Consider the following 25,904-nt stretch of genomic DNA (forward strand, 5'->3'; position numbering starts at 1 on the left):
ATTACCAAATTTTATTTAATAACAAGACCTTTGTATGGTATAAATTAAATAAGTTTATTGTGAAAAATCTTAGTACAAAACCAAAAAAAAATAGTGGTACTTTTATTCAATTGAGTTTAAAGTTTCAAAAAATCATATTTCTTTTATTAATAATTTTATGTCTTTCCGGACTTATTTCGCCTCCTATCGCATTGCTACTGGGTTTAGTTATTGCAAATCTCACTGGTAATCCTTTTTTAGATTTAAATCATAAGGCCACAACTATCTTACTTCAAATTTCAGTAGTAGGACTTGGGTTTGGAATGAATGTGAACACTGCTTTAGCAGCTGGAAAAGAAGGATTTATTTTCACGATTGCCTCTTTAATTAGTACTTTGATTTTAGGTTATTTTATCGGTAAATGGTTGAATATTGAACAAAAAACTTCTCATCTAATCTCTTGCGGTACCGCTATTTGCGGAGGTAGTGCCATCGCAGCTATTGCTCCAGTTATTAAGTCAGACGAAAAGCAAACATCGGTAGCACTGGGAGTTATTTTTATTTTGAATTCTATTGCTTTGTTTTTATTTCCAGCTGTAGGGCATTGGTTAAATTTAAGTCAGCAAGAATTTGGATTATGGTGTGCTATAGGAATTCATGACACGAGTTCAGTAGTAGGCGCAGCCAATAAGTACGGCACCGAAGCTCTCCAAATTGCAACTACTGTAAAATTAGCTAGAGCTTTGTGGATCATTCCTGTCGCTTTGTTTACATCAGTTTTGTTTAAAAATAAATCGAGTAAAGTGAAAACACCTTATTTTATTGGTCTTTTTATCCTGGCAATGCTACTAAATACTTATGTTCCTCAAACGGCGCTTGTTGCTCCTTATTTAGTAAATATTGCTAAAATAGGGTTAACACTGACTCTATTTTTGATTGGTGCTGGACTAAATTTTAATGTTTTAAAATCAGTAGGATTAAAACCATTTTTTCAGGGTGTTTTACTTTGGATATTTATTGGTACTGCTGCTTTGCTTTTTATAATTAAATTCAGTTAGTTTTACTATCGCCTTAAAGTTTTCCGCTTAATAACATGAAATTGTAAGCGAATATAATCATATAAAAGTGCTAATAAAAGGAATGCAACCGCAATAAATAGCGTTTTCATTTGTAACGCATGAAAAGCGAAACCACCCAAAAAACAACCTAGAAAAAAGAAAGTAATAATAGAAATTCTAAGATCAATACTCGTTTTTAGTTTTTTATTTTCAATTGGTTTTTTGTAAAAAAATAACTGTGATAGTTCAATTCCTAAATCGGTGAAAAGACCCGTCAAATGGGTAGTTCTAACAATGGATTGCGAAATCTTTGTTACCATTGCATTTTGCATTCCCATTGCAAAAAGCATTGAAAAAGCAATCCATTTTCCTTCAAAACTCGATAGGTCAGTTTTTGATCCAAAATAACCAACGCTCACTAAGATTAACATTTCAAGTGAAATAGGAATTACATGAGATAAATCAGGATTATTTTTAGAGGAAAGTTCAGCTAGCAAACTGGAAATAAACGCGCCTAAAAGAAAGAACAGCGTTAAAACGAAAAATGTAAAAGCAGCCTTATAATCGCGTTTCATTATCTCCTCAGCAAAAAAAGCAAAATGACCAGTCACATTAGTTGTTAAAGTTTGTATTGCTAGTACGCCCGTAATATTTACTATTCCAGCGACAAATGATAACAAAGTAGCTAAGCGTAAATTATGTATAAAAGTTCTGTTTTTTCCTTGATGTCGAAACATATTTATTGTTTTCTAATTTATTTAACAGAATCTTAAAAGCTTTTTTTTTAAGTAACGATTTAATGAAATACATTTGTCTCTCAAAAAATAAATTTAATGAAAAATTTTAGACTTAGACCTACATTTATTACATTATCTGCAGTATTTGTTGCGGTTTTACTTTTGTCTTGGGGCGTTATCGGACATGAACGCATCAATAGAGGAGCAGTTTTAGCATTGCCTGCTCCATTACAAACTTTCTTTTATAATCATATTGATTATATTACGCAGGAATCGACAGTGCCAGATTTAAGACGAAATGTGTTAAATGACAAAGCCGAGCCTCCACGTCATTATTTTGATATGGAAAACTTTGGTGATGTTACTACTTTTCCAAAAACGATGGAAGAAGCCAGAAAAAAATACGATGACAAGTTCTTAGATAAAAGCGGAATTCTGCCATGGCATATTCAAGATTTGATGACTAAATTAACAAAAGCGTTTAAAGATAAAAGAAAGAACGAAATTTTATTCATTGCCGCAGATTTAGGTCATTACATTGCCGATGCGCACATGCCTTTGCATACTTCTGATAATCACGATGGACAAAATACCAATCAAAAAGGAATTCATTCTTTGTGGGAAAGCCGTTTGCCAGAACTATTTGTTAAAGATTATAAATTAAACGTCTCTCAAGGCATTTATCTAGAGAATGTAGATAAAGCAATTTGGGAATTGATGTTTGATACGCATAGTTTAGTTGAACCTCTTTTGGCAGCTGATAAAAAATTAAGAACTTCTACTCCTGAAAATAAAATATTTGTAACCGATGATAATGGTGTAATAGTAAAAAATCGCTACGGTGGTACATTATATTCTGACGAGTATGCTGCTAGATTTCACTCGGAATTAAACGGAATGGTAGAAAAGCAAATGAAAAAAGCGATTACGGTTACCGCTAGTTTTTGGTATACAGCTTGGATCAATGCTGGTAAACCAGATTTAAGCAAGCTTGACGCTAACGAGCTTACAAAACGCAATAAAAAATTCTTAAAGAAAGATTTAAAAGCATTTGAACACGGTAAACTTTTTGGATTAATAAATGAAAAAGAGTAAGCTTGTGTAAACAGATAAAAAACGGTTGAGATATAATTCTCAGCCGTTTTTTATGCTAGATAATTGATTAATATTTTTCTATAATCTAATTTTTAGGAGGATGATTTTTTATTGCGCTACATCTTTTATGAATGAATTTATTTCTTTAACCACAAATTACACAAATTACACAAATTGATTTGTAATACTATGTGCTGTTTATGAGGTTTTCTTGTAGGGATCTCATACAATAAAAGCGAAAAGTATTTACTACAGCTACGACAAAAGAAATTGATAATGAAAACTATCGCATCCAATTTTTTAGAGAAAGTTACAGCAACAATTTATCGCGTTATTTATCGGTCTTAGTTTTGGTACTTATATGTTCTTAAATATACACTAATCGACGATTCGCTACCCATATAAAATTCAAGACTTAAAGAAAATTATACTTAAAACTTATATGGCTTATAGGATAAAAAATAGCGACATCATTTTCTTGAAATTACTTAGTTAATTTTTTGATATTTTTTATTTTTTAAAATATCTGAAGCAGTTTGATAGTAGGAAATAGTCTCATTAACTAAATCTATTCGTTCTTGCTTTAGGGGCACTTGATCATAAAATATTTGAAATTCTGGCGCTACTTTCTGACCTGATCTTAAGGTCAACTGAAATTGTTTGACTTTTTGCTTAGGAGAAATTATGGTAAGAATATTATCTTTTATCAAACCTAAATCCTGATAGGTGGCAATAAGTGCTCGAGGTCTATAATCGAATTTTAATACGTCTTGACCATAAAACTTACTTTGATAATTGAAATTTAATAATCCTAAAACTGTAGGCATAACATCAATTTGAGACATTAAGTTATTATAATATTGAGGCGCTACAAAACCTGGACTATAGATCATAGCTGGAATCCTATATTTATCAGCTGGTAATTCGGTTTTTCCTGCACTTGAAGCACAATGGTCAGCAACGATTACAAAAACAGTGTTATTAAACCAAGGCTGCTTCCTGGCCATTTCAAAGAATTTTTTCATCGCAAAATCGGTATATTTTACGCCACCGTCGCGAGATTTTGCATCGCCTGGAATATCAATTTTTCCATTAGGATACGTAAAAGGCCTATGATTACTAACAGTCATTATATGATTAAAAAAAGGCTTTCCTGATTGTCCTTCTTGATTCATTATTTTTATCGCTTTATTGTACATATCTTCATCACACACTCCCCAAATATTATCAAATGTAATTTCGTTGGGTTTAAATGTTTTTTTGTCGACAATATCGTAATTATTACCAGCAAAAAAGTCTTCCATATTGTCAAAAAATGCGTCACCACCATACATGTATTTGACGTCGTATCCTTTTTTTCTAAAAATAGATCCTGTTGAAAATTTATTTTTGTTGTCCTTTCTCTTCACTACGCTTTCTCCTGCCGTTGGAGGAAAACACAAAGTTACCGCCTCGAGACCACGTACTGTTCTATTTCCTACAGCATACAAATTAGTAAAAACTAAACTTTGTTTGGCTAAACTGTCGAGAAAAGGAGTGATTTTTTGTTCGTTTCCATACATTTCCATGAATTCAGCGCTGTAACTTTCTATAGTTATTAATACTACGTTCTTTTTAATTTCTGCTGCATTGCTTGTTATTTGACGCAAAGTAGTTTCTCCTGAAATTGATGGTATTTGTGTTTTTAATTGCGCAAATGCTTCGCTATTTGGAACTGTTTTGTAAAATTTAAAATAATCTAATTCACTATTCATAAATGCTAGATAAAACTTATAAAGTCCATTAGCTTGCAATTCATTAGCAAAAATATTTTGAGAATTTTCCTTAATTGATAACGTCGGAATTAGCAGTAAAGACAAACCAAAAAGTAAAAAGTAAACTCCAGAAATTTTTATTTTTTCAATAAATGTTGGAATATTTTGAATATAATTCTTTGATTTTTTTACAATGAAGTAGGTAACTGAGCCAGCAATAATAAACAATGCAGAGAAGATAGGAATTACTGGATAAGACTCCATTATATTTCCTATTACTTCATTCGTATATATGAGATAGTTTACTGCAATAAAATTGTATTTGACTCCAAATTCATTCCAAAAAAAGTATTCGCTAATCCCGTTTTGTAAAATCAAAACTACGTAAAGAAAAATAACAAATGAAAATAGCCAAAACCGAATCTGATTTCGAAATTTTGGTAAAAATAGAAGTAATCCAAAAAGTAATGTTTTTAAACCAACGAATACAAGACCAATCTTTGGCAATGCACCACCGTACTCATTAAGGATGGATTTTCCTGATAATACATAAAGAAATAAAGTGATAAAAACACCAAAAATTATATAACCATAAGGTTTATAATATTTCGAATTAGAAATAAAAATAAGATAAAGCCATAATAAGCTACTTACCAAAATGAAAACAAAAAAGTCCGATAAAAGTCCAAATAGAAATAATGAAAATGTATCTACAGCTGAAAATGTAGATTGAGTTATAGGATGAAAGAAGAGAATGGTCCTAACGGTCAAACTTATTATAATATAGAACAACAATAAGTAAAAAAATGGCGATGCTTTCTTTAATAAACTCATATTAATTATGTTATTTTTTGAGTAAAAGTAGAATTAATTAGCAAATTTACTTGATTAGTCAAGGTAAATTTTCATTAAAATTAATTTTAGCTTAAGATATTCTACTCTTGTTATGGAAGTTAATAAATAGAATAAATTTATTCAAATTTAAAACTCTTCTCAAAATGAAAAAAAGTATTGTTTTATTGTTTCTTTTTCTGGTATCATTGGGATATTCTCAAAACTGGAAATCTGATTTTGAGGTTGCAAAGAAACAAGCTGCAAGCGAAAATAAAAATATTTTACTCGTATTTTCAGGATCTGATTGGTGTGCTCCCTGCATAAAATTAGATAAAACTATTTGGCAATCTGAAGAGTTCAAAAAAGAAGCAGATCAAAATTGGATAATTTATAGAGCTGATTTTCCGAAGAAAAAAGCAAATTTATTGTCTGGTGATTTAACTGCAAGTAATAAAAAGTTAGCAGATAGGTATAATAAATCAGGGAATTTTCCTTTGGTACTCCTTTTAGATAAGTCAGGAACAGTTTTAGGGATTACTGGTTATAAAAATGTTTCATCTCAGGAGTATATTCAACTCATTCATTCTTTCGAAAAACAATGAAAAATTTAGTACTGATAGCATTTGCTTTATTTAGTTTTTCGGCCCTTGCCCAAATTGCGCATAAAAGAAAACTGTACATGCTAGGAAGTCCGTTTGAAGTCACTGTTGTTGCAAAAGATACAATGATGGCTAACGAATATATTAATTTGGCTGTAGCCGAAACAAAGCGAATAGAAAATTTAATTTCTGATTGGATTCCGTCAACTCAAATATCAGAGGTGAACAAAAATGCTGGTATAAAGCCAGTAAAAGTAAATCAAGAAGTTTTTGATTTAGTAGAAAGAGCACTCAAAATTTCTCAAATTACAAAGGGAGCTTTTGATATTTCTTATGCTTCCATGGATAAAATTTGGAAATTTGATGGAAGTATGAAAACAATGCCATCGGCGGAAGCAATTAAAAAGTCTGTCGAAAAAATTGGTTTTAAAAATGTTATTTTAAACTCAAAAACTCAAACTATCTTTCTGAAAATAAACGGAATGAAATTAGGCTTAGGTGGAATAGGACAAGGTTTTATTGCTGATAAGATAAAGGAATTACTTTTTTCTAAGGGCTGTACTTCGGGACTCGTAAATGTATCCGGAGATATTAACGCGTGGGGAAAGCAACCTGATGGGAAACTATGGACAATAGGAATAATAAATCCTCTAAATAAAAATAAAGTATTCGCTACATTTCCTTTAGAGGATAATGCTGTGGAAACTTCTGGGAGTTATGAAAAATATGTGATATTCAACGGAATTCGTTACTCGCATATCATAGATCCTCGCACGGGTTATCCAGCAACTGGAATTGTTAGCGTTTCCGTTTTTGCAAAACAAACCGAAATAGCAGATGCCATGGCAACAGGAATTTTTGTAATGGGAGTAGAGGTAGGTTTAGATCTTATTAACCAAATAAAAGGTATTGAATGCATAATTGTTGACGATAGAGGTAAAATTCATTCCTCAAAAGGGATTGACATTAAAAATTATAACAAATAAACTCCTTATAGATGATAAAGAAAATAGTATTTGTATTTTTTACAATAGTGGTAATGCAGTCTTGTAGCTCAGTTAAAGAGTACGAAAAAGAAAAAATAAATGATCCTGATATGAAGCTAACAGCTAGAACTGCGGAACGCTATGAAACGGCATTTCAGGTTTATCGCGAAGCTGCAGCTGGGGCCAATGGTGGAAAATCTGGTGGTGGATGTGGTTGCAATTAATAAAAAGATCATAATTAATCTCAAAAAATTAACTCAACAAAAATGAAAATAAATAGTATTGCTCTTGTTATGCTTATTTCAGTTTCTGTGTTTGCACAGGATAAAGAACCAGTGTTTAAAAGAAGAGTACTAGAAAGTACAGAAGTTGACTTTTTAGCCAGTTATTACAATCAGGACGGTGCAAAATCAGCGGTCTCTGGCGGAATAGGTTCAGAGAAACTTACTGATTTAGCTTCAAATATTATTGTGGCAATGCCATTGAACGATGATGATGTTTTAACTGTTGATTTGGGATTATCAGCGTATACATCAGCCTCTTCTAGTAATATTAATCCATTTGATTCTGGTACAAATCCTACGCCTTGGCAAGCTTCCTCTGGTGCTTCACAAAGTGATCAGCTCGTTTCTGCTGTTGTAAATTATAGTCATAGTAGCGATTCTAGAAATTTTATTTGGAATACTGATCTTTCATTTTCAAATGAATACGATTATACTTCGATAGGTTTTGGTGGCGGAATTGCGAGCCTTTTTAATGAAAAAAACACAGAGCTAAGTTTAAAAGTGAATGCTTACTTAGATCAGTGGCGACCTATATATCCTAAGGAATTAGATGAATATGCAACGTATGGTTCTAACTTTGTCAACCAAGGTTATTTAGCTGGACGAACTATTTATGATCAAAACAGCTTAGTTACAGTTGCTTATGCGCCAACAGCTTTTCAAACCATAAAAAGCGTAAATAGAAATTCATTTTCAGCATCTTTAGAGTTTTCTCAGGTTCTGTCTAAAAAATTGCAAGTTTCTCTTTTTGCTGATATTGTGCAACAGCAAGGATTATTATCAACTCCTTATCACCGAATCTATTTTGCTGATAAAGCTAATTATTATATTGGTCAACCCCAGTTCATTAATACTTATGAGAGTGTTAGTAATGCCGGAGTTTACAAACTTGCAGACGATATTGAAAGATTGCCCGACTCTCGTTTCAAATTACCCTTAGGAGCAAGGCTAAATTATTACATCAATGAACGTTTTATTGTACGAACTTACTATCGTTTTTATTCTGATAATTGGGATATTCAAGCGCACACGGCAAGCATTGAGCTTCCTATAAAATTATCTGATAAATTTACTTTTTTTCCTATGTATCGCTATTATACGCAAACCGCTTCAAAGTATTACGCCCCTTATGAAACTCATTTATCAACAGAGAAATTTTATACCTCAGATGCTGACTTAGCTGCATTTGATGCTAACCAATATGGTTTTGGTATTAATTATACTGATATTTTTACTGCTACAAAAATTTGGGAATTTGGACTTAAAAATATTGATTTACGATTCAATCATTATGAACGAAGTGATAACTTAAAAGCTAATATCGCAACTATCGCGTTCAAATTCTCAATGCAATAATCCGTAATTTTACAAAAAATACAACTAATGCACATATTAATAGTAGAAGATGAGGCTGGAATTGTACAATTTCTCAAACAGGGATTAGAAGAGGAAGGCTATCAAATAAGTAGTGCTGCTGACGGTCTACAAGGATTTGAAATTATTCAGAAACAAAATTTTGATTTGATTTTGTTGGACTGGATGCTGCCAAAAATGAGCGGCTTAGAACTTTGTAAATCAATACGACTTAAAAATAATAATACGCCAATTATTTTTTTGACTGCCAAAGATACTATTCAAGAAACTATTGAAGGACTAAAAGCCGGTGCCAATGACTATATTAAAAAACCATTTAGTTTTGATGAATTAGTGGAGCGTGTTAAAATTCATTTTAGAAATCAAAAGCAAGAAGAAATATTAACACTTGGAACAATAGAAATTGATTTAGTTAAACACAAGGTTTTAGTTAATGAAAATGAAGTAGCTTTGACACAACGCGAATTTGAGCTTTTGACCTATTTAGTAAAAAATAAAGGCAAAGTATGTACTCGCACTCAAATTATAGAAGATGTTTGGGACATTCACTTCGAATATGATACTGGCGTTATTGATGTTTTTATTAATGCAATACGTAAGAAATTGAATTTAAAAATAGAAGAAGATTACATAAAAACCGTACGTGGTGTAGGCTATATTGCCAATGACTAAATATTATGCAAAAACTTTCCTTCAAAAACAGAATTGCTTCCAATTACATTATTACTACAGCATTATTAATTTTTGTAGTGTTTCTTGTCATTTATTCTATTGTTAAATTAAGTGTATACAATCATTTAAATACCGATATTTCGAAAGAAGTTGAAAATCATTTAAACGAAATAGAAATTAAAAACTATACGTTTTCATTAATTCATATGGAGGAATGGGAGGAGCGCGAGCATAATACAGTCGATGTAAATCCTGTTTTTATTCAGTTTTTAGATAAAAATGAAAAATTGATTGAAAAATCACCTAATCTTAAAAATGAGAAACTTTACTTTAATAAAAAAATTGGTAATAATATTTTCTTTGATACCACTATTTTAGGAAATAAGATTAGGCAAATTCAGGTTCCTATTTATCAAAACTCTCAAATTATAGGTTATTTAATGATTGCTATGTCGCTGGAAGGTGCAGCACTTGTTTTGCAAAATCTATCAGAAATATTGATTATTGCTTATCCTTTAATATTACTTTTACTTTTTTTAATCGCAAGATTTATTGCTGGGCGAAGTATCAAACCAATAAATTCGATTATAAATACCTCTAACAGCATTACTAAAGATAATTTAATTTCTAGAATTCCGCTACCGCTAAATAAGGATGAGTTATTTGTTTTATCAAAGACTATTAATAGCTTACTAGATCGAATTGAATCTGCGGTTGAGCGAGAAAAACAATTTACTTCGGATGCCTCACATGAATTAAGAACACCGCTCACGGTTATTAAAGGAACGCTTGAAGTTTTAATTCGTAAACCGCGCAATGCAGCTGAATATGAAGACAAGATCAATTTTTGTGTAAATGAAGTCAATCGTCTCAATAATTTAGTAGATCAATTGCTACTACTAGCACGTTTTGAAAACCAAAAACAAACACTTAAAACCGAAAAAGTATATTTGAACGCGTTATTTTTAGATATAATTGCACGGTATTCAGCTGCTATAAAATTAAAAAGAATAACTGTTTTTACTGATTTTTCTAATGATTTTTATTTTGATACGGATAGTTATTTATTTTCAATTGTCATTAATAATTTGATTTCTAATGCTGTGAAATATTCAAAAGTAAATGGAGACCTAACAATTCTAGTTAAAGAAATCGGTTCTAAAATAGAATGTCACATCAACGATACCGGAATTGGAATTCCAAAAGAAGATTTAGAACGAGTTTTTAATCCTTTTTACCGCTCAAAATCAGGTGATCATCCAGAAATTAAAGGAACTGGTTTAGGTCTTTCAATAGTACAACGATTGTGCTCTTTACTTTCTATTAAAATCAACGTAAACAGTCAAGAAAATATAGGTACAAAGGTAATTTTAAGTTTACCCAAAGCGGAACTTAAGTAGTTCTTAAGGAAAATGGTATCTTTAAAGATTACTTTTGAACTGTAAATAAAATAAAATGCTCGAAAAAATTATAGCTTTCAGTTTAAAAAACAAACTCATTGTTTTGCTTTTCACTTTAGGAATTTTTGGATTTGGATTGTTTTCTGTATTTCAAATTTCTATTGGCGCCGTTCCGGATGTAACTAACAATCAAGTTCAAGTAATTACAACTTCTGGAAATCTTTCTACTCAGGACATTGAGCAGTATATTACTTATCCTGTTGAGATTGAAATGGCAAATCTGCCGGGAGTAACTGAAATTCGTTCTATTTCTAAGTTTGGTTTATCGGTAGTTACCATCGTTTTTGAAGATGGTTTAGGAACCTACCTACCAAGACAACTTATTGCTGAAAAAATTAAGGCAGCCTCCGAGAAAATTCCCGAGGGGTTTGGCGCACCTGAAATGGGACCAATTACTACAGGTCTTGGAGAAATATATCAATACACATTAGAAGTAAAACCTGAATTCAAGGATAATTATTCAGTAAGTGATTTAAGAACAATTCAGGATTGGGTAGTAAAACGCCAATTATCAGGTATAAAAGGGGTTGTGGAGATCAACACTTGGGGTGGCTACTTAAAACAATATGAAATAGCGATTGATCCAGCGCGATTAAAAGCAATGAATATTACAACAAGCGCAGTTTTTACAGCATTAGAGAAAAATAATAGCATTGCTGGTGGTGCTTATATTGAAAAAGTAAATCAAAGTTTTTTTATTCGAGGAGAAGGAAAAGTAAAATCCCTTGATGATATAGGCAATATTGTTGTTAATAATAACAACGGAATTCCAGTTTATATCAAAAATGTAGCAGAAGTACGTTTTGGTCATGCCAATCGTTTTGGAGCAATAACCGGAAACGGTGAAGGCGAAAAGGTCTTAGGTCAAGTAATGATGCTAAAAGGTGGAAACTCTAAACAAGTTATAGACGATGTAAAAAACCGAGTTGCCGAAATTCAAAAATCATTGCCAGAAGGTGTTTACATTAACGGGTTTTTAGAAAGAAGCGAACTTGTAGGGAAAACTACTTTTACTGTAGCTGAAAATTTAATTTTAGGTTGCTTAATAGTAATTTTTGTAGTGGTATTATTATTAGGAAACTGGCGATCAGGGTTAGTGGTTGCTTCGGTAATCCCTTTATGCTTATTATTTGCCATTACTTTTATGAATATTTTTGGCATTGATGCTAATTTAATGAGCTTAGGAGCTATTGATTTCGGAATTATAATCGACGGCGCGGTAATTATTGTTGAGTTTATTGCCTTCCAAATAGCAAGTAAATCAGCTCATTTAGTTGGTCTTGAAAAAGAAGAACGTCAGTTGCAAATAGACCAGATCACTTATAAAAGCGCTTCTAAAATGATGAATTCGGCTGTTTTTGGCCAGCTTATTATTTTGATTGTTTTTATTCCAATTCTCTCCCTCTCAGGGATCGAAGGAAAAATGTTTAGACCAATGGCGATAACTTTCAGTTTTGCTTTAATTGGTGCTATGATTCTATGTTTTACTTATGTTCCCGTGGTCTCTTCTTTGTTTTTAAAACCAGTTGCTGAAAACCCAAAATCTATTTCGAGTAAATTAATACGTAAACTTAATTCTTGGTATTTGCCTATAATTACTTGGGCAATTGGTAATACGAAAAAAGTCTTGTTTGGAGCTTTAGGACTGTTATTGCTGGCAGGTGGATTATTTGCAACAATGGGAGGAGAGTTTATTCCAACATTAGATGAGGGCGATTTTGTAATTCAGCCCGTTTTAAAAACAGGAACTTCATTATCAAAAACGATTGCGACAACGACACAAATCGAGAAAATAATTCTTAAGAATTTTCCAGAAGTTAATCAAGTGGTAAGTAGAATAGGTGCTGCTGAAGTACCTACAGATCCCATGTCTATGGAAGAAAGTGATGTTATAGTAAAGTTAAAGCCGAAGTCTGAATGGACTTCCGCATCTAGTAAAGATGAATTGGCAGATAAAATTAAAATAGCGTTAGAGAAAGAAATTCCAAATATGGAAATTGAATTTACGCAACCTATTGAAATGCGTTTCAACGAGTTAATTTCTGGATCTCGCTCTGATGTTGCTGTAAAGATTTTTGGTGATGATTTGAATATTTTGGCTAGAAAAGCACATGAAATAAAAGAAGCAATTGCAAAAGTAGAAGGAGCATCAGACATTATTATTGAAAAAACAGAAGGTTTACCTCAAATGTCTGTGGTTTATGATCGGTCTAAAATTGCTCGTTACGGATTAAATATTTCAGATTTAAATGTAATGATCGCTCTTGGCTTCGCGGGAAAAACAGTTGGAAACATATTTGAAGGTGAAAAACGTTTTGATATGGTTGTTCGTTTAGCGGAAGCCAATCGACATGATATTGAGGATTTACGTAATTTGTATATATCTACGCCTTCTGGAGAACAAATTCCTTTGAGTGAGATGGCTTCAATTGAATACACCGAAGGTCCTGCAAAAATTTCGCGAGAAAACACAAACAGATTAATTGTAGTAGGAATAAATGTTAGAAATCGAGATTTACAAAGCGTTGTGGCCGATGTTCAAAAAATAGTAGATAGTAAAATTAAGTTACCCGCTGGATATTATGTGAAATATGGAGGTCAGTTTGAAAACTTACAAAGTGCTAAGGCGCGATTAATGCTTGCTGTTCCTGTTGCTTTATTATTAATTTTTGTCCTTTTATATTTTGCTTTTGGATCCGTGAAAGAAGCATTGATGGTTTATTCTGCAATTCCTTTATCTGCTGTTGGTGGGGTGCTGTTTTTATGGATTCGTGATTTACCATTCAGTATTTCTGCAGGAGTTGGTTTTATTGCACTATTTGGTATTGCCGTATTAAATGGAATTGTACTCATCGAACATTTTAAAGAACTTAAACATCAAGGAATGAAAGATATTGATGAATTAATTAAAAAAGGGACTACTGATAGATTGCGTGCTGTATTATTAACCGCATCAGCAGCAGCTCTAGGTTTTTTACCAATGGCAATTTCATCATCAGCTGGAGCAGAAGTACAGCGCCCTTTAGCAACAGTAGTGATTGGTGGTTTGCTGACAGCAACTATTTTAACTATGATTGTGTTACCTATTTTGTATAAAATGCTTGATCGTGCCGAACATAAAAAAGCTAAGTTTAAAATACATCAAAACACAACCTATATTATTTTATTCTTGTTAGCTTCTTCTGTAGGTTTTGCACAAAATCCAAATTCAGAATTAGATACTTTGCTTTCAAAAGCTTTTCAGAGTAATAAAGGAATTAAGGCGGCACAATTACAAGTCGATAAAACAAAAGCGGCTATTAAAACGGCTTATACTTTTGATAAAACTAATGTTTATTATAGTTATGATCAAAATAATTTAGCGTCAAATGATGAGCCATTACGTGTTTTTGGGGTACAACAACGTTTTGCATTCCCAACCGTTTATGCAGCGCAAAAAAGAGTTTTTACATCACAATATGAAAACGAGAAAGCTAATTTTGAAATTAAAAAAAATAAGCTCTCTCTTGATGTCTCTAAATCATATCAGCATATTGTTTACTTACAAAATCAGGAGAAACTCTATCGTTACATGGATAGTTTATATCAAAGTTTTTCTAAAGCAAGCGACAGACGTTTTGAGCTAGGTGAAACTAATTATTTAGAAAAAATTACTGCTCAAGCAAAATTCAGACAAATAAGAACTAAACTATCTCAGATTGAAAATGATAAAAAGGCACAATACGAATTGCTACAATCACTACTTCAAACGGATGAAGAAATACTTATAAAAAACAATTTGATCATTCCGTTGAGTCTTTCAACAGATGAGACAAGTAAAATAGTTCATATCGCGTACTTAGAAAGTTTTAGTGCGATATATGAAAATCAAATTAATTTACAAAAACAGCATTGGTTACCAGATATTAATATCGATTATTTCCAAGGGAAAAATAAGGGATTATCACAATCTTTATATGGCTTTCAGGTAGGCGTTGCTATTCCCTTATTCTATTCTGGAAATACCTCAAGAACTAAAGTAGCGCAGCTTGAATTGCAAAGTTGGGAACAACAAAAACAAAATGAAGAGTTGAAAATTGATCAATACGTAAAACAAAAAACAAGTGAATTAGCTAAATACCAGGAGGCAATAAATTACTATAATACATTTGGTAAAAAATTATCTGATGAGATTATAAAAGTGGCTAACAGCAGTTATAAAAATGGAGAAATTGATTTTTTTCAGTATATCCAAAGTCTTGAAAATGCAGTAAATATTCAAGTTGATTACTTAGACACTATATTGCAATACAACCAAACCCAATTAGATTTCCAATATTTAAATTTTTAAGATAACGATAATGAAAAAAATACTTTATATAGTCACTTTATCACTTGTTTTATTCTCTTGCAAAGAATCAAAAACAGAGGAAGAAGCGCCAAAAGGCGATGGGTTTACAACAGTAACTGCAGCTCAATTTAAAGCATCAGCTATGGAAATAGGTAATCCTACTGAACGAGATTTTGATGTGATGATAAAAACAGCTGGAAAAATTGATGTTCCACCTCAAAATAGAGCAAAAGTGACAACGTTTATTGGTGGTTATGTAAAATCTACTACGCTTCTTGTAGGCGACAAAGTGAAGAAAGGTCAAGCATTATTGACATTGCAAAGCACTGAATTTTTAGATATCCAAAAGGAATATATGGAAGTAACTGAACAACTTACTTTCCTAAAATCAGAATACGATCGCCAAAAAACACTATTTGATGAAAATATAACTTCGCAAAAAAACTATTTAAAAGCCGAAAGTGATTTTCGAAGAGCAAAAGCGATGTCACAAAGCTTACGCGCTAAATTAGTATTGTTAAATATTAATCCAAGAGACGTAGAGAGTGGAAAGCTAACTTCTATAATCACCATTTTCTCGCCAATTTCTGGCGATATCGTGATTATGAATGCAAATGTAGGTATGTTTGCTGCACCATCTGATGTGATTCTAGAGATTGTGGATACGGATCACTTGCACTTAGAGTTAGCTGTATTTGAAAAAGATATTTTAAAAGTAAAAATGGGTCAAAAAATATTCTTTAAAGTTCCTGAAGCCTCAACAGAAATGTTTGATGCCGAAGTGCATTTGGTAGGGAAATCAATTGAAGGTACTGATAGAACGATAAACATTCATGCACACTTAGATGAAAACATAAAACAAAAACTAATTACAGGAATGTTTGTTGAAGCAAATATAATTGTTGATTCAAAAACAGGACTTGCCATTCCTGCCGAGGCTTTGATTAATGAAGAAAATAAAAGTTATGTACTTTTACTACAGAATGAGAAAGACGGTTATTCATTTAAAAAAGTTGCTGTGAAGGTAGGAGAAAAATCAGAAAAATTTGTAGAGATATTTCCAAATGCAAGTTTAACTGCGACTTCCAAAATTTTAACAAAAGGTGTTTTCGAATTAACAAACTAAAAATTTAATATCATGAATGATGCACATTGGCACTTAGTAGTAAATCACTTCCCCATAATTGGGACAATTTTTGCTCTTGGGATTTTAATAGTTGGAGTACTTTTAAAGAATAATTCGGTCAAGAATACCGCTTATTTTTTATTTATATTTACAGCAATTTTTGCATTAATTAGTATGCAAACGGGTGAGGGAGCGGAAGAGATGGTAGAGGATTTCCCTGGGATTGGTAAAGCTATAATTCATGAACACGAGGAATTGGCTGAAAAATTAGCAATTGCATTATATTTACTTGGGGGTATTTCTGTTTTAGGACTAATTCTAAATATAAAAAACCACGCGAAAGCGAAATTCATTTCAATCGTTGCTGTCGTAATTGCAGCACCAACAGTTTATTTAGCAACCTTAGTCGGTGCATCGGGTGGAGAGATTCGACATACTGAGATTAGAGAAAATTATTTGAATAAGAATAGTAATGTGGAACAAACTACGCCTAGAAATTCTGAAATTAAAAACTAAAATCATTACTAATAAAATTTATTTACAAATAAGAACTATTTCTTACGAGATTTTAAATAATTTATTACCTATATTTGCATAAGATTTAAAAAAAGTCACAATGTTTACAAATAAATTGCATCATCATCATTCTCATTATTTCTCTCAAGCGATGTGTTAATGATATGTGTGTAAATCATCATATTCTAAAACCCGTTTGAGTACATCAAGCGGGTTTTTTTATTACCTAATTTTTGTACTTAGACTATCATAAAAACAAAAACAAAACAAAATGAGTACATTAAAAATTGCAATTCAAAAGTCGGGTCGTTTAAATGAAGAAAGTATTCAAATTCTCAAAGATGCGGGAATTTCAATCGACAACGGAATCGATCAGTTAAAAGCCGAGGCTTCAAATTTTCCTTTAGAAGTTTTATATTTAAGAAATTCAGATATTCCTCAATACTTGATGGATGGAGTTGTCGATATCGCTATTGTAGGTGATAATCTATTAGTTGAAAAAGGAGGAGATATCAAAGTGATTCAAAAACTTGGTTTTTCAAAATGTAAAGTATCCGTGGCAGTTCCTAAAGCATTTGATTATAAGTCAGTTCAAGATTTAAACGGCATGCGTATCGCTACAAGTTATCCAAAAACAGTACTTGATTTTTTCAATTCGAAAGGTGTTTCAGTAGACATTCACCAAATTTCAGGTTCAGTTGAGATTGCACCTAACATAGGTCTTGCAGACGCAATTGTTGATATTGTATCTAGCGGAAGCACCTTGTTTAAAAACAATTTAAAAGAAGTTGAAGTTATTTTTAAAAGCGAAGCAGTTCTTGCGGTATCACCAAAAGTAAGTCCTGAATCTCAAAAAATAATAGACACTTTGAAATTCAGAATTGAATCTGTTTTAAGAGCTCGGAAATCAAAATACATCTTGATGAATGTTCCCAATGATAAAATTGACGCAGTTGGAAAAATTCTATCAGTATTGCGTAGTTTAACTGTAATTCCTTTGGCACAAGAAGGATGGAGTAGTGTTCATTCAGTAATTGAAAAAGATACTTTCTGGGACGTGATAGATCAATTAAAAGAAGCTGGAGCAGAAGGAATTTTAGTTTGCCCAATTGAAAAAATGGTGCTGTAAAGTACTATTTACGAAGTTTGTTATACGAATAATAGAATTATGATTAATAAAATAAAGTAGAAAAAACCATTGCGAACTTTGCAATATCTTTGTAAAATTTGCGGTTAAACTGTAAATAACATGAATAAAATATACAATCCAAAACCAGAAACTTGGTCCAATATTTTAGAAAGACCAACAAAAACAGTAGATGACATAGAAGCTACTGTAAAAGAAATTTTTAAAGAAGTTCAGAAAAAAGGCGATGAGGCTGTGGCCAAATATACTTCGCTTTTTGACGGTGTGGCTTTTAAAAATATTGAAGTTTCTTCTGCTGAAATTACAGAAGCTATCAGTAAGGTTTCAAATGAATTAAAAGCGGCAATTCAACTCGCTAAATCTAACATTGAAAAATTTCACGCTGCACAAAAAACAGAGAGAGTTCAAATAGAAACAATTGAGGGAGTAATTTGCTGGCAAGAAAAACGACCAATTCAAAAAGTTGGTTTGTATATTCCAGGTGGAACCGCACCTTTGTTTTCAACAGTTTTAATGCTTGCTGTTCCTGCTACTATTGCTGGATGTAAGGAAATTGTTTTATGTTCGCCACCAGATAAAAATGGAAACATAAATCCTGCAATTTTATATGCTGCTAATTTGTGTGGTGTAACTAAAATTTTAAAAGTGGGCGGAATCCAAGCTATTGCTGGTTTAACTTTTGGTACAGAAACAATTCCGAAAGTCTACAAAATATTTGGACCAGGAAATCAATTTGTAACCGTTGCGAAACAGTTAGCAACACAATTTGGAGTTGCAATTGATATGCCCGCTGGCCCATCAGAATTATTAATTGTTGCTGATGACACCGCTGTTGCTTCCTTTGTAGCTTCTGATTTGTTATCGCAAGCAGAACACGGAGTTGACAGTCAAGTAATCTTAGTTTCTACCTCTAAGAATTTTATCGATGCTGTTGAAACAGAAATTCAAGAACAAATCACAGTTTTACCTAGAAAAGAAATTGCCGAGAAAGCCATTGCAAATTCTAAACTAATTTTTGTTGAAAACGATGCAATTGCGCTTGATTTAATCAATGAATATGGTCCTGAACATTTTATAGTTTGCACAGCTTGTGATGATTTTTATATTGATAAAATTGAAAATGCAGGATCGGTATTTATAGGGAATTATACTCCAGAAAGTGCGGGTGATTACGCTTCAGGAACTAATCATACCTTACCTACTAATGGTTACGCTAAGAATTATAGCGGTGTGAATCTAGATAGTTTTTTGAAAGCGATGACTTTTCAAAAAATATCTGAAAAAGGAATACTGAATATTGGTAAAGCAATTGAAATTATGGCAGAAGCGGAGGGATTACGAGCGCACAAAAATGCAGTTACATTACGTCTAAAAGCAATTGAAAATGAAAAGTAATTTTGATATAAATAATTTAGTGCGTTCTAACGTAAAAATAATGAAACCTTATTCTTCTGCAAGAGATGAGTTTAAGGATTTTGATACTGCCAATATGATTTTTTTGGATGCCAATGAAAATCCGTTCGAGAATGGTGTGAATCGCTATCCTGATCCACAGCAAATAAGCTTGAAATCAGTTTTAGCAAAGCAAAAAAATGTTAAAACTAATCAGATCTTACTAGGAAACGGGAGTGATGAAGTATTGGATTTATTATTTAGAGCGTTTTGTGAGCCAAAAATTGACAATGTAATTACCTTACCGCCAACGTACGGTATGTATGGCGTTTTAGCGAATATTAATGCAGTCGAGAATAAAGAAATTCTACTTTCAGATGATTTTCAGCCACAAATTGAAAAAATTATGTCTGCTGTCAACGAAAACACAAAGATGATATTTTTATGTTCTCCAAATAATCCAACAGGAAATTCATTTTTAGATGAAAGTGTTGTTTATCTTTTACAAAATTTTAAAGGTTTAGTCGTAATAGACGAGGCGTATATTGATTTCTCAAAAAAAGAAAGTTGGATTAATGAGCTAGATAAATATCCTAATTTAGTGATCACTCAAACGCTCTCAAAAGCATACGGTTTGGCAGGAATTCGATTAGGAATTTGTTATGGTTCTAGCGAAGTTATTTCAATTTTAAACAAAATAAAACCACCTTATAACGTAAACGAATTAAGCCAAAAAAGGGCATTAGAAAGATTAGCTAATTCTAGAAAGATTGATACTGAAATCAATTCTATCATAGAGCAAAGAGATCAAATACTTAAAGCTTTACTTGATATAAAATTTGTTAGTAAAATTTACCCAACAGAAGCAAATTTTATTTTAGTTAAAGTGGATGATGCGAATAAAAGATATGATGATTTAATAGCTTTGGGTATTGTTATTCGCAATAGAACTACACAAGCACTTTGCGAAAATACGTTGCGTTTAACTGTTGGAACTGAGGAAGAAAATAAAAAACTAATAGCTGCTCTAAAAGAAATTTAAATTCTTTTTTCCAATTTTAAATACCATTTTAATAATTGATTTTTAATCTCTAGAAATTTTAAATTGCGAACAAATTGGAGTTGTTGTAAAAAAATACAAAATGAAAAAAATACTTTTTATAGATCGTGATGGAACAATGGTTTTGGAACCAAATGATTATCAATTAGACAGTTTTGAAAAACTAGAGTTTTATCCATTTGCGTTTCAATATTTGGGTAAAATAGCTCAAGAATTAGATTTTGAGTTAGTAATGGTTACTAATCAAGACGGCTTGGGAACAAATTCGCATCCAGAAGTAAATTTCTGGCCAGTACATAATTTGGTTATGAAAGCTTTCGAAAACGAAGGCGTTGTTTTTAGCGATGTGTTGATTGATAAAACATTTCCACATGAAAATGTTTCAACACGTAAACCTGGACTTGGAATGTTGACTAAATATATTAAAAATCCAGCATACGATTTAAAAAAATCATTTGTTATTGGTGACAGAATTACCGATGTTGAACTAGCAAAGAATCTTGGTTCGAAAGCGATTTTCATTAATACCGATGAAGCACTGGGAAGCGCTGAGATTGCTTCCAAAAGAGAAGAATTAGATTCTGTAATTGCTTTACAAACTACAGATTGGAAAACAATTTACGAGTTTCTAAAATTAGAAGAACGATCGGCATCTATTGAAAGAAAGACGAATGAAACCGATATTTTTATAAATCTAAATCTTGATGGAACTGGAAAAAGCAAAATCGAAACTGGAATTGCTTTTTTCGATCATATGTTGGACCAAATTGCACGTCACGGCCAAATGGATTTAGAAATTCTTGTAAAAGGGGATTTAGAGGTCGATGAACATCATACTATTGAAGATACTGCAATTGCACTTGGAGAAGTTTTTGCTAAAGCATTAGGAAATAAGCTCGGTATTGAACGTTATGGTTTTTGTTTGCCAATGGACGATTGCTTAGCACAAGTAGCGATTGACTTTGGGGGGAGAAACTGGTTAGTTTGGGAAACGGAATTTAAACGTGAAATGGTGGGTAAAATGCCAACAGAAATGTTTTTACACTTTTTTAAATCATTTTCAGATGGTGCTAAAGCAAATATCAACATTAAAGCAGAAGGAGTTAACGAGCATCATAAAATAGAGGCTATTTTTAAGGCTTTTGCCAAAGCGATTAAAATAGCGGTAAAACGGGATACAGAAAAAATGATTCTGCCAAGTACAAAAGGGATGTTGTAGAAGGGCTTTTAGCCATTAGGTTTTGGCTATTGGCAAAACGAGAGTATTAAATTTAGGTATTGTGCTTGCTAAAAGCGAAGAGCCAATAGCCAAAAGCTTAACAAAATGAATATAGTTATCATAAATTACGGTGCAGGAAACATTCAGAGCATTATGTTTGCATTGCAAAGGCTGGGATTAAATGCTGTTTTAAGTAACAATCCAGAAGAAATAAAAGCTGCTGATAAAGTGATTTTTCCAGGAGTTGGTGAAGCAAGTTCAGCAATGAAAATGCTTGTAGAAAGTGGTTTAGACACTTTGATTCCAACCTTAAAACAACCTGTTTTAGGAATCTGTTTAGGAATGCAATTAATGTGCAAATCATCAGAAGAGGGAGATACAAAAGGATTAGGTATTTTTAATGTTGACGTTATCAAATTTTCAAATAAAGTAAAAGTACCGCAAATGGGTTGGAATCAAATTTATAATTTGAAGTCATCTTTATTCAGAGAAATAACTGACAATGAGTATATGTATTTAGTGCATAGTTATTATGCTCCGCTTTGCAACGAGGCAGTTGCCACAACTAATTATGAAGTAGAATATGCGTCAGCGCTTCAAAATAATAATTTTTATGGAACACAATTTCATCCTGAGAAAAGCGGTGATGTAGGAGAACAAATTTTAGCTAATTTTTTAAAGTTATAACTTTAAGACTTTAGACTTTCAAACTATAAGACAAATTATAAATGAGAATAATACCAGCAATAGATATAATAGACGGAAAATGTGTACGCTTATCAAAAGGGGATTACAATACTAAGATTATTTACAATGAAAACCCGCTTGAAGTTGCTAAAGAATTTGAAGCACACGGAATTGAATTTCTTCATTTAGTAGATCTCGATGGTGCCAAATCAAGCCAAATTGTCAACTATAAAATATTAGAACAAATTGCGAGTAAAACGAAACTTAAAATTGATTTTGGTGGTGGATTGAAATCGGATGCCGATTTAAAAATTGCTTTTGAAAGTGGTGCTAACCAAATTACGGGCGGAAGTATTGCTGTAAAAAATAGAGCTATTTTTAAAAAATGGATTGCTGAATATGGAGCTGATAAAATTATTTTAGGAGCTGATGCAAACAATGAAAAGGTAGCAGTTTCCGGCTGGCTAGAAGAATCTGATGAAGATTTAGTTCCTTTCATTCAAGAGTATCAGAAAAAAGGAATTCAGTACGTTATTTGTACTGATATTGCTAAAGACGGAATGCTCGAAGGACCAAGTTTTGATTTATACGCTAAAATTTTGGCAGAAGCAAAAGGAATAAAATTAATCGCTTCTGGAGGAATTTCTACCTTTGACGAATTACCAAAACTAGCTGAACTAGGCTGTGAAGGAACAATCATAGGAAAAGCAATCTATGAAGGACGAATTTCAATGAAACAATTGGAGCAATACATACTAAGTAGATAAGTAAATTAGAAATGCAATAATGAATTTATTATTGCACTCATTAATTTTCTAATTAACACATAAATAAATATGTTAACAAAAAGAATAATACCTTGCCTCGATATTAAAGACGGTCGAACCGTAAAAGGTGTCAACTTTGAAGATTTACGGGATGCGGGCGATCCTGTGGAATTAGCTAAAATTTATTCTAATGAAGGCGCTGATGAACTAGTATTCCTAGATATCTCAGCAACCGAAGAAAGAAGGAAAACTTTGATCGATCTGGTTCGTAAAGTAGCTTCTACTATTAATATTCCGTTCACTGTAGGTGGTGGAATATCTTCTGTGGAAGACGTTGAAATTTTGCTACAAAATGGCGCTGATAAAGTTTCTATCAATTCGGCGGCGGTCAAAAACCCACAATTGATAAATGATTTAGCGCAAAAATTTGGGAGTCAGTGTGTTGTAGTGGCAATTGACGCTAAAATAATTGATGGTCAATGGATTGTACATTTAATTGGAGGAAAAGTTCCAACTGAGTGGACTTTATTCGATTGGGCAAAAGAGGTGGAACAACGAGGGGCGGGAGAAATTTTATTTACATCAATGGATAATGACGGAACTAAAAACGGATTTGCAAATGAAGCCTTGGCAAAACTTTCTAAATTAGTTAATATTCCTATCATTGCCTCTGGTGGTGCTGGAAATATACAGCATTTTATTGATGCCTTCAGTGAAGGAAAAGCAGATGCAGCGCTTGCAGCAAGTGTTTTTCATTTTAAAGAAATTGAAATAAAAACGTTAAAAAACGAACTTAAAAATAATAATATCGAAGTTAGAATTTAGTCTTGCACATTAAGACTTCCGACTTTAAAAACTTTAGACTACAAAGATGAATATAGATTTTTCAAAAAACACAGATGGATTAATTCCTGCGATTATACAAGATAGTGAAACTAAAAATGTTTTGATGTTGGGTTACATGAATGCAGAGGCCTATCAAAAAACCTTAGAAACAAATAAAGTAACTTTTTATAGTAGAACTAAAAAGAGACTTTGGACAAAAGGTGAGGAAAGTGGAAACTTTTTAAATTTAATCGCCATTAAAAATGATTGCGATAACGATACCTTATTAATTCATGTTAAACCAGAAGGACCAACGTGCCATAAAGGAACTGATACTTGCTGGGGAGAAGAAAATAAAGCTGATTATGGATTTATTACTAAGCTGGAAAACACTATCAGCACTCGCAGAGAAAAAGCTGATTCTGAAAAAAGTTACGTAGCATCATTATTCGAATTAGGAATAAATAAGATCGCACAGAAAGTCGGAGAGGAAGCAATTGAAGTAGTTATTGAAGCTAAAGACGAGAACGATGATTTGTTTTTAAGTGAAAGCGCTGATTTATTGTTTCATTACCTAATATTACTTCAAGCTAAAGGATATAAAATGGATGATGTAGTAAAAGTTTTAAAAAGTCGTCAAAAATAGTACTCACTACGCGGTTTTCGATGTATTTTAGGAAATATTATTTTTAATGAAGATGGCCAAATTATTTATATTTTTTAAGTACCAATAAACTAGATAAAAATTATAATATCCAATAGCACAATTCAATTGCTGTTGGATTTTTTTCTTTTATTTCAAAAAACAATCCCTTATATTTACTTTCTTTATAAAATACCACATTGCAATGCAAAGTAACAATTTAGAAAACATCGTTTTACATCAAGATACTAAAAATGTAAACACAGGTCTTTACATAATCTTGACAACTGATGAAGATGATATGCGACCAGTTTATATTTCAGGTAATTTTAATAACTGGCGAACGCAGGATAAAGAATTTCTGATGGAAAAAATTGCGAATAACACTTATCATTATAAATTCCCTTTTGATTTTGAATATCCGCAAGAACTTTTATATAAATTTACTAAAGGAGATTGGAGTGAAGTAGAAATCGATGTAGACGGAAATCGGACAGAAAATCGCTCCACATTATTGCATACGGGAGTGAAAAAGGAATATGTAGCGCGATGGAGAAAAAACTGGTTACCATTTAAACAATCTTTCCTGCCACAAGTACAATTAATTTCGGATGAATTTGAGATTCCGCAATTAAATAAAACAAGAAAAATTTGGGCTTTATTACCGCACGATTATGATAACTCCAGCGAGAGTTATCCGGTAATGTACTTGCAGGATGCTCAAAATTTATTTAATGAATCTGCTGAATTTGGCAATTGGGAAATCGATAAAAAATTAGCCGTAATGTCCGAATATAAAATTGGAAAAATTATAGTTATTGCAATTGAACATGCCGAAGAAGATCGAATAATGGAATACAATGTAGGTAAGACAGTCCTAGGAAAAGGACAAGGAAAAAAATATATTCGATTTGTGACTGAGACTTTAAAACCATTTGTCGATCGTAATTTTCGAACTAAAAAAGCAAGAGAGTTTACAGGAATAGGAGGGAGTTCAATGGGAGGATTAGTGAGCATATTTAGCGGTTTAAGAAATCCTGAAGTGTATGGTAAATTGATGATTTTTTCACCGTCATTGTGGGTAGTTCCCGAATTAAAAATTGTTGCAAAAGAGGAAAATACTCAAGATGTGAAAATTTATTTATATGCCGGCGGTGAAGAGAGTAAAAATTTATTGGCGGAAGTTAAAAAATTTCAGCAAGATTTAATTTCAAAGGAATTTATAAGTGATAGTAGTCAAATCAATTTGAGCATAAATAGAAAAGGTAAACATACAGAAACATACTGGAGCGATGAATTTCCCAAAGCGATTGAATGGTTATTTTTTCAGACAAAATAAAAAAAATTATTAAGGAGATTA

General features: G+C 32.1%; 22 protein-coding genes. 20 read left to right on the forward strand and 2 right to left on the reverse strand.

Annotated features, from left to right (window positions below; genetic code table 11):
- The first annotated feature begins 104 nt into the window (after positions 1–104).
- The gene (locus BUA99_RS10165) at positions 105–1,037 is read left to right on the forward strand and encodes a YeiH family protein (RefSeq protein WP_394333249.1); all 933 of its coding nucleotides are present in this window, start codon (positions 105–107) and stop codon (positions 1,035–1,037) included.
- A 5-nt stretch (positions 1,038–1,042) separates the two neighbouring features.
- Here BUA99_RS10165 and BUA99_RS10170 read toward each other — a convergent pair whose 3' ends face one another.
- Positions 1,043–1,774, reverse strand: coding sequence for a YoaK family protein (locus BUA99_RS10170; protein WP_072991733.1), 732 nt, complete (start codon positions 1,772–1,774; stop codon positions 1,043–1,045).
- Between the two features lie 96 nt (positions 1,775–1,870).
- Here BUA99_RS10170 and BUA99_RS10175 point away from each other — a divergent pair, with 96 nt between their 5' ends.
- Complete coding sequence (locus BUA99_RS10175) at positions 1,871–2,869, forward strand: zinc dependent phospholipase C family protein (RefSeq protein ID WP_072991735.1); 999 nt, start codon at positions 1,871–1,873, stop codon at positions 2,867–2,869.
- A gap of 488 nt (positions 2,870–3,357) precedes the next feature.
- Here the strand turns inward: BUA99_RS10175 and BUA99_RS10180 are convergent, their stop codons facing one another.
- A complete protein-coding gene (locus BUA99_RS10180) occupies positions 3,358–5,457 on the reverse strand; it encodes an LTA synthase family protein (RefSeq protein ID WP_072991737.1) in 2,100 nt (699 codons plus the stop codon).
- A 164-nt stretch (positions 5,458–5,621) separates the two neighbouring features.
- Between BUA99_RS10180 and BUA99_RS10185 the strand changes: the two genes are divergently transcribed.
- The 18 genes from BUA99_RS10185 to BUA99_RS10270 all read left to right on the forward strand — a co-directional run bounded on the left by BUA99_RS10185 (position 5,622) and on the right by BUA99_RS10270 (position 25,883).
- On the forward strand, positions 5,622–6,059 hold the full coding sequence (locus BUA99_RS10185) for a thioredoxin family protein (protein ID WP_072991738.1): 438 nt from the start codon (positions 5,622–5,624) through the stop codon (positions 6,057–6,059).
- Positions 6,056–7,042: an FAD:protein FMN transferase gene (locus BUA99_RS10190; protein ID WP_072991740.1), complete on the forward strand. Its 987-nt coding sequence runs from the start codon at positions 6,056–6,058 to the stop codon at positions 7,040–7,042. The genes BUA99_RS10185 and BUA99_RS10190 overlap by 4 nt, the downstream gene beginning before the upstream one ends.
- An 11-nt stretch (positions 7,043–7,053) precedes the next feature.
- Complete coding sequence (locus tag BUA99_RS10195; RefSeq protein WP_072991741.1) at positions 7,054–7,266, forward strand: DUF4266 domain-containing protein; 213 nt, start codon at positions 7,054–7,056, stop codon at positions 7,264–7,266.
- Positions 7,267–7,308: 42 nt separating this feature from the next.
- Positions 7,309–8,682 (forward strand): DUF3570 domain-containing protein, encoded by a 1,374-nt coding sequence (locus tag BUA99_RS10200; RefSeq protein WP_072991743.1) that lies wholly within the window; start codon positions 7,309–7,311, stop codon positions 8,680–8,682.
- A 27-nt stretch (positions 8,683–8,709) separates the two neighbouring features.
- Positions 8,710–9,372: a response regulator transcription factor gene (locus tag BUA99_RS10205; protein WP_072991745.1), complete on the forward strand. Its 663-nt coding sequence runs from the start codon at positions 8,710–8,712 to the stop codon at positions 9,370–9,372.
- A 5-nt stretch (positions 9,373–9,377) separates the two neighbouring features.
- The gene (locus BUA99_RS10210) at positions 9,378–10,772 is read left to right on the forward strand and encodes a sensor histidine kinase (protein WP_072991747.1); all 1,395 of its coding nucleotides are present in this window, start codon (positions 9,378–9,380) and stop codon (positions 10,770–10,772) included.
- A 55-nt stretch (positions 10,773–10,827) separates the two neighbouring features.
- Positions 10,828–15,162 (forward strand): CusA/CzcA family heavy metal efflux RND transporter, encoded by a 4,335-nt coding sequence (locus BUA99_RS10215; protein WP_072991750.1) that lies wholly within the window; start codon positions 10,828–10,830, stop codon positions 15,160–15,162.
- Positions 15,163–15,172: 10 nt separating this feature from the next.
- Positions 15,173–16,288 (forward strand): efflux RND transporter periplasmic adaptor subunit, encoded by a 1,116-nt coding sequence (locus BUA99_RS10220; protein ID WP_072991753.1) that lies wholly within the window; start codon positions 15,173–15,175, stop codon positions 16,286–16,288.
- Positions 16,289–16,300: 12 nt separating this feature from the next.
- Positions 16,301–16,804 carry a DUF2231 domain-containing protein gene (locus tag BUA99_RS10225; RefSeq protein WP_072991756.1) on the forward strand — a complete coding sequence of 168 codons (504 nt, stop codon included), beginning with the start codon at positions 16,301–16,303 and terminating at the stop codon, positions 16,802–16,804.
- Between the two features lie 271 nt (positions 16,805–17,075).
- Positions 17,076–17,933 (forward strand): ATP phosphoribosyltransferase, encoded by an 858-nt coding sequence (gene hisG, locus BUA99_RS10230; RefSeq protein ID WP_072991758.1) that lies wholly within the window; start codon positions 17,076–17,078, stop codon positions 17,931–17,933.
- 120 nt (positions 17,934–18,053) lie between these two features.
- Positions 18,054–19,346 carry a histidinol dehydrogenase gene (gene hisD / locus BUA99_RS10235; protein ID WP_072991761.1) on the forward strand — a complete coding sequence of 431 codons (1,293 nt, stop codon included), beginning with the start codon at positions 18,054–18,056 and terminating at the stop codon, positions 19,344–19,346.
- Positions 19,336–20,385 carry a histidinol-phosphate transaminase gene (gene hisC, locus BUA99_RS10240; RefSeq protein WP_072991763.1) on the forward strand — a complete coding sequence of 350 codons (1,050 nt, stop codon included), beginning with the start codon at positions 19,336–19,338 and terminating at the stop codon, positions 20,383–20,385. The genes hisD and hisC overlap by 11 nt, the downstream gene beginning before the upstream one ends.
- Before the next feature lie 100 nt (positions 20,386–20,485).
- A complete protein-coding gene (gene hisB, locus BUA99_RS10245) occupies positions 20,486–21,622 on the forward strand; it encodes a bifunctional histidinol-phosphatase/imidazoleglycerol-phosphate dehydratase HisB (protein ID WP_072991765.1) in 1,137 nt (378 codons plus the stop codon).
- A 105-nt stretch (positions 21,623–21,727) separates the two neighbouring features.
- Complete coding sequence (gene hisH / locus BUA99_RS10250) at positions 21,728–22,309, forward strand: imidazole glycerol phosphate synthase subunit HisH (protein WP_072991768.1); 582 nt, start codon at positions 21,728–21,730, stop codon at positions 22,307–22,309.
- 41 nt (positions 22,310–22,350) lie between these two features.
- On the forward strand, positions 22,351–23,076 hold the full coding sequence (gene hisA / locus BUA99_RS10255; protein WP_072991771.1) for a 1-(5-phosphoribosyl)-5-[(5-phosphoribosylamino)methylideneamino]imidazole-4-carboxamide isomerase: 726 nt from the start codon (positions 22,351–22,353) through the stop codon (positions 23,074–23,076).
- A 69-nt stretch (positions 23,077–23,145) separates the two neighbouring features.
- Complete coding sequence (gene hisF / locus BUA99_RS10260; RefSeq protein ID WP_072991774.1) at positions 23,146–23,901, forward strand: imidazole glycerol phosphate synthase subunit HisF; 756 nt, start codon at positions 23,146–23,148, stop codon at positions 23,899–23,901.
- Positions 23,902–23,947: 46 nt separating this feature from the next.
- Positions 23,948–24,547 carry a bifunctional phosphoribosyl-AMP cyclohydrolase/phosphoribosyl-ATP diphosphatase HisIE gene (hisIE, locus tag BUA99_RS10265; RefSeq protein WP_072991777.1) on the forward strand — a complete coding sequence of 200 codons (600 nt, stop codon included), beginning with the start codon at positions 23,948–23,950 and terminating at the stop codon, positions 24,545–24,547.
- Between the two features lie 202 nt (positions 24,548–24,749).
- Positions 24,750–25,883: an alpha/beta hydrolase gene (locus tag BUA99_RS10270; RefSeq protein WP_072991780.1), complete on the forward strand. Its 1,134-nt coding sequence runs from the start codon at positions 24,750–24,752 to the stop codon at positions 25,881–25,883.
- The last annotated feature ends 21 nt before the right edge of the window (positions 25,884–25,904 follow it).

The sequence above is a fragment of the Flavobacterium segetis genome (genome assembly GCF_900129575.1).
Classification (GTDB): Bacteria; Bacteroidota; Bacteroidia; order Flavobacteriales; family Flavobacteriaceae; genus Flavobacterium; species Flavobacterium segetis.

Coding starts and splice junctions, on each gene's coding strand:
- BUA99_RS10210 (WP_072991747.1), top strand. CDS start 9,378: ATGCAAAAACTTTCCTTCAAAAACAGAATTGCTTCCAATTACATTATT.
- hisC (WP_072991763.1), top strand. CDS start 19,336: ATGAAAAGTAATTTTGATATAAATAATTTAGTGCGTTCTAACGTAAAA.
- BUA99_RS10215 (WP_072991750.1), top strand. CDS start 10,828: ATGCTCGAAAAAATTATAGCTTTCAGTTTAAAAAACAAACTCATTGTT.
- BUA99_RS10205 (WP_072991745.1), top strand. CDS start 8,710: ATGCACATATTAATAGTAGAAGATGAGGCTGGAATTGTACAATTTCTC.
- hisIE (WP_072991777.1), top strand. CDS start 23,948: ATGAATATAGATTTTTCAAAAAACACAGATGGATTAATTCCTGCGATT.
- BUA99_RS10190 (WP_072991740.1), top strand. CDS start 6,056: ATGAAAAATTTAGTACTGATAGCATTTGCTTTATTTAGTTTTTCGGCC.
- hisH (WP_072991768.1), top strand. CDS start 21,728: ATGAATATAGTTATCATAAATTACGGTGCAGGAAACATTCAGAGCATT.
- hisF (WP_072991774.1), top strand. CDS start 23,146: ATGTTAACAAAAAGAATAATACCTTGCCTCGATATTAAAGACGGTCGA.
- hisB (WP_072991765.1), top strand. CDS start 20,486: ATGAAAAAAATACTTTTTATAGATCGTGATGGAACAATGGTTTTGGAA.
- BUA99_RS10220 (WP_072991753.1), top strand. CDS start 15,173: ATGAAAAAAATACTTTATATAGTCACTTTATCACTTGTTTTATTCTCT.
- hisD (WP_072991761.1), top strand. CDS start 18,054: ATGAATAAAATATACAATCCAAAACCAGAAACTTGGTCCAATATTTTA.
- BUA99_RS10170 (WP_072991733.1), bottom strand. CDS start 1,774: ATGTTTCGACATCAAGGAAAAAACAGAACTTTTATACATAATTTACGC.
- BUA99_RS10200 (WP_072991743.1), top strand. CDS start 7,309: ATGAAAATAAATAGTATTGCTCTTGTTATGCTTATTTCAGTTTCTGTG.
- BUA99_RS10270 (WP_072991780.1), top strand. CDS start 24,750: ATGCAAAGTAACAATTTAGAAAACATCGTTTTACATCAAGATACTAAA.
- hisA (WP_072991771.1), top strand. CDS start 22,351: ATGAGAATAATACCAGCAATAGATATAATAGACGGAAAATGTGTACGC.
- BUA99_RS10195 (WP_072991741.1), top strand. CDS start 7,054: ATGATAAAGAAAATAGTATTTGTATTTTTTACAATAGTGGTAATGCAG.
- hisG (WP_072991758.1), top strand. CDS start 17,076: ATGAGTACATTAAAAATTGCAATTCAAAAGTCGGGTCGTTTAAATGAA.
- BUA99_RS10175 (WP_072991735.1), top strand. CDS start 1,871: ATGAAAAATTTTAGACTTAGACCTACATTTATTACATTATCTGCAGTA.
- BUA99_RS10180 (WP_072991737.1), bottom strand. CDS start 5,457: ATGAGTTTATTAAAGAAAGCATCGCCATTTTTTTACTTATTGTTGTTC.
- BUA99_RS10185 (WP_072991738.1), top strand. CDS start 5,622: ATGAAAAAAAGTATTGTTTTATTGTTTCTTTTTCTGGTATCATTGGGA.
- BUA99_RS10225 (WP_072991756.1), top strand. CDS start 16,301: ATGAATGATGCACATTGGCACTTAGTAGTAAATCACTTCCCCATAATT.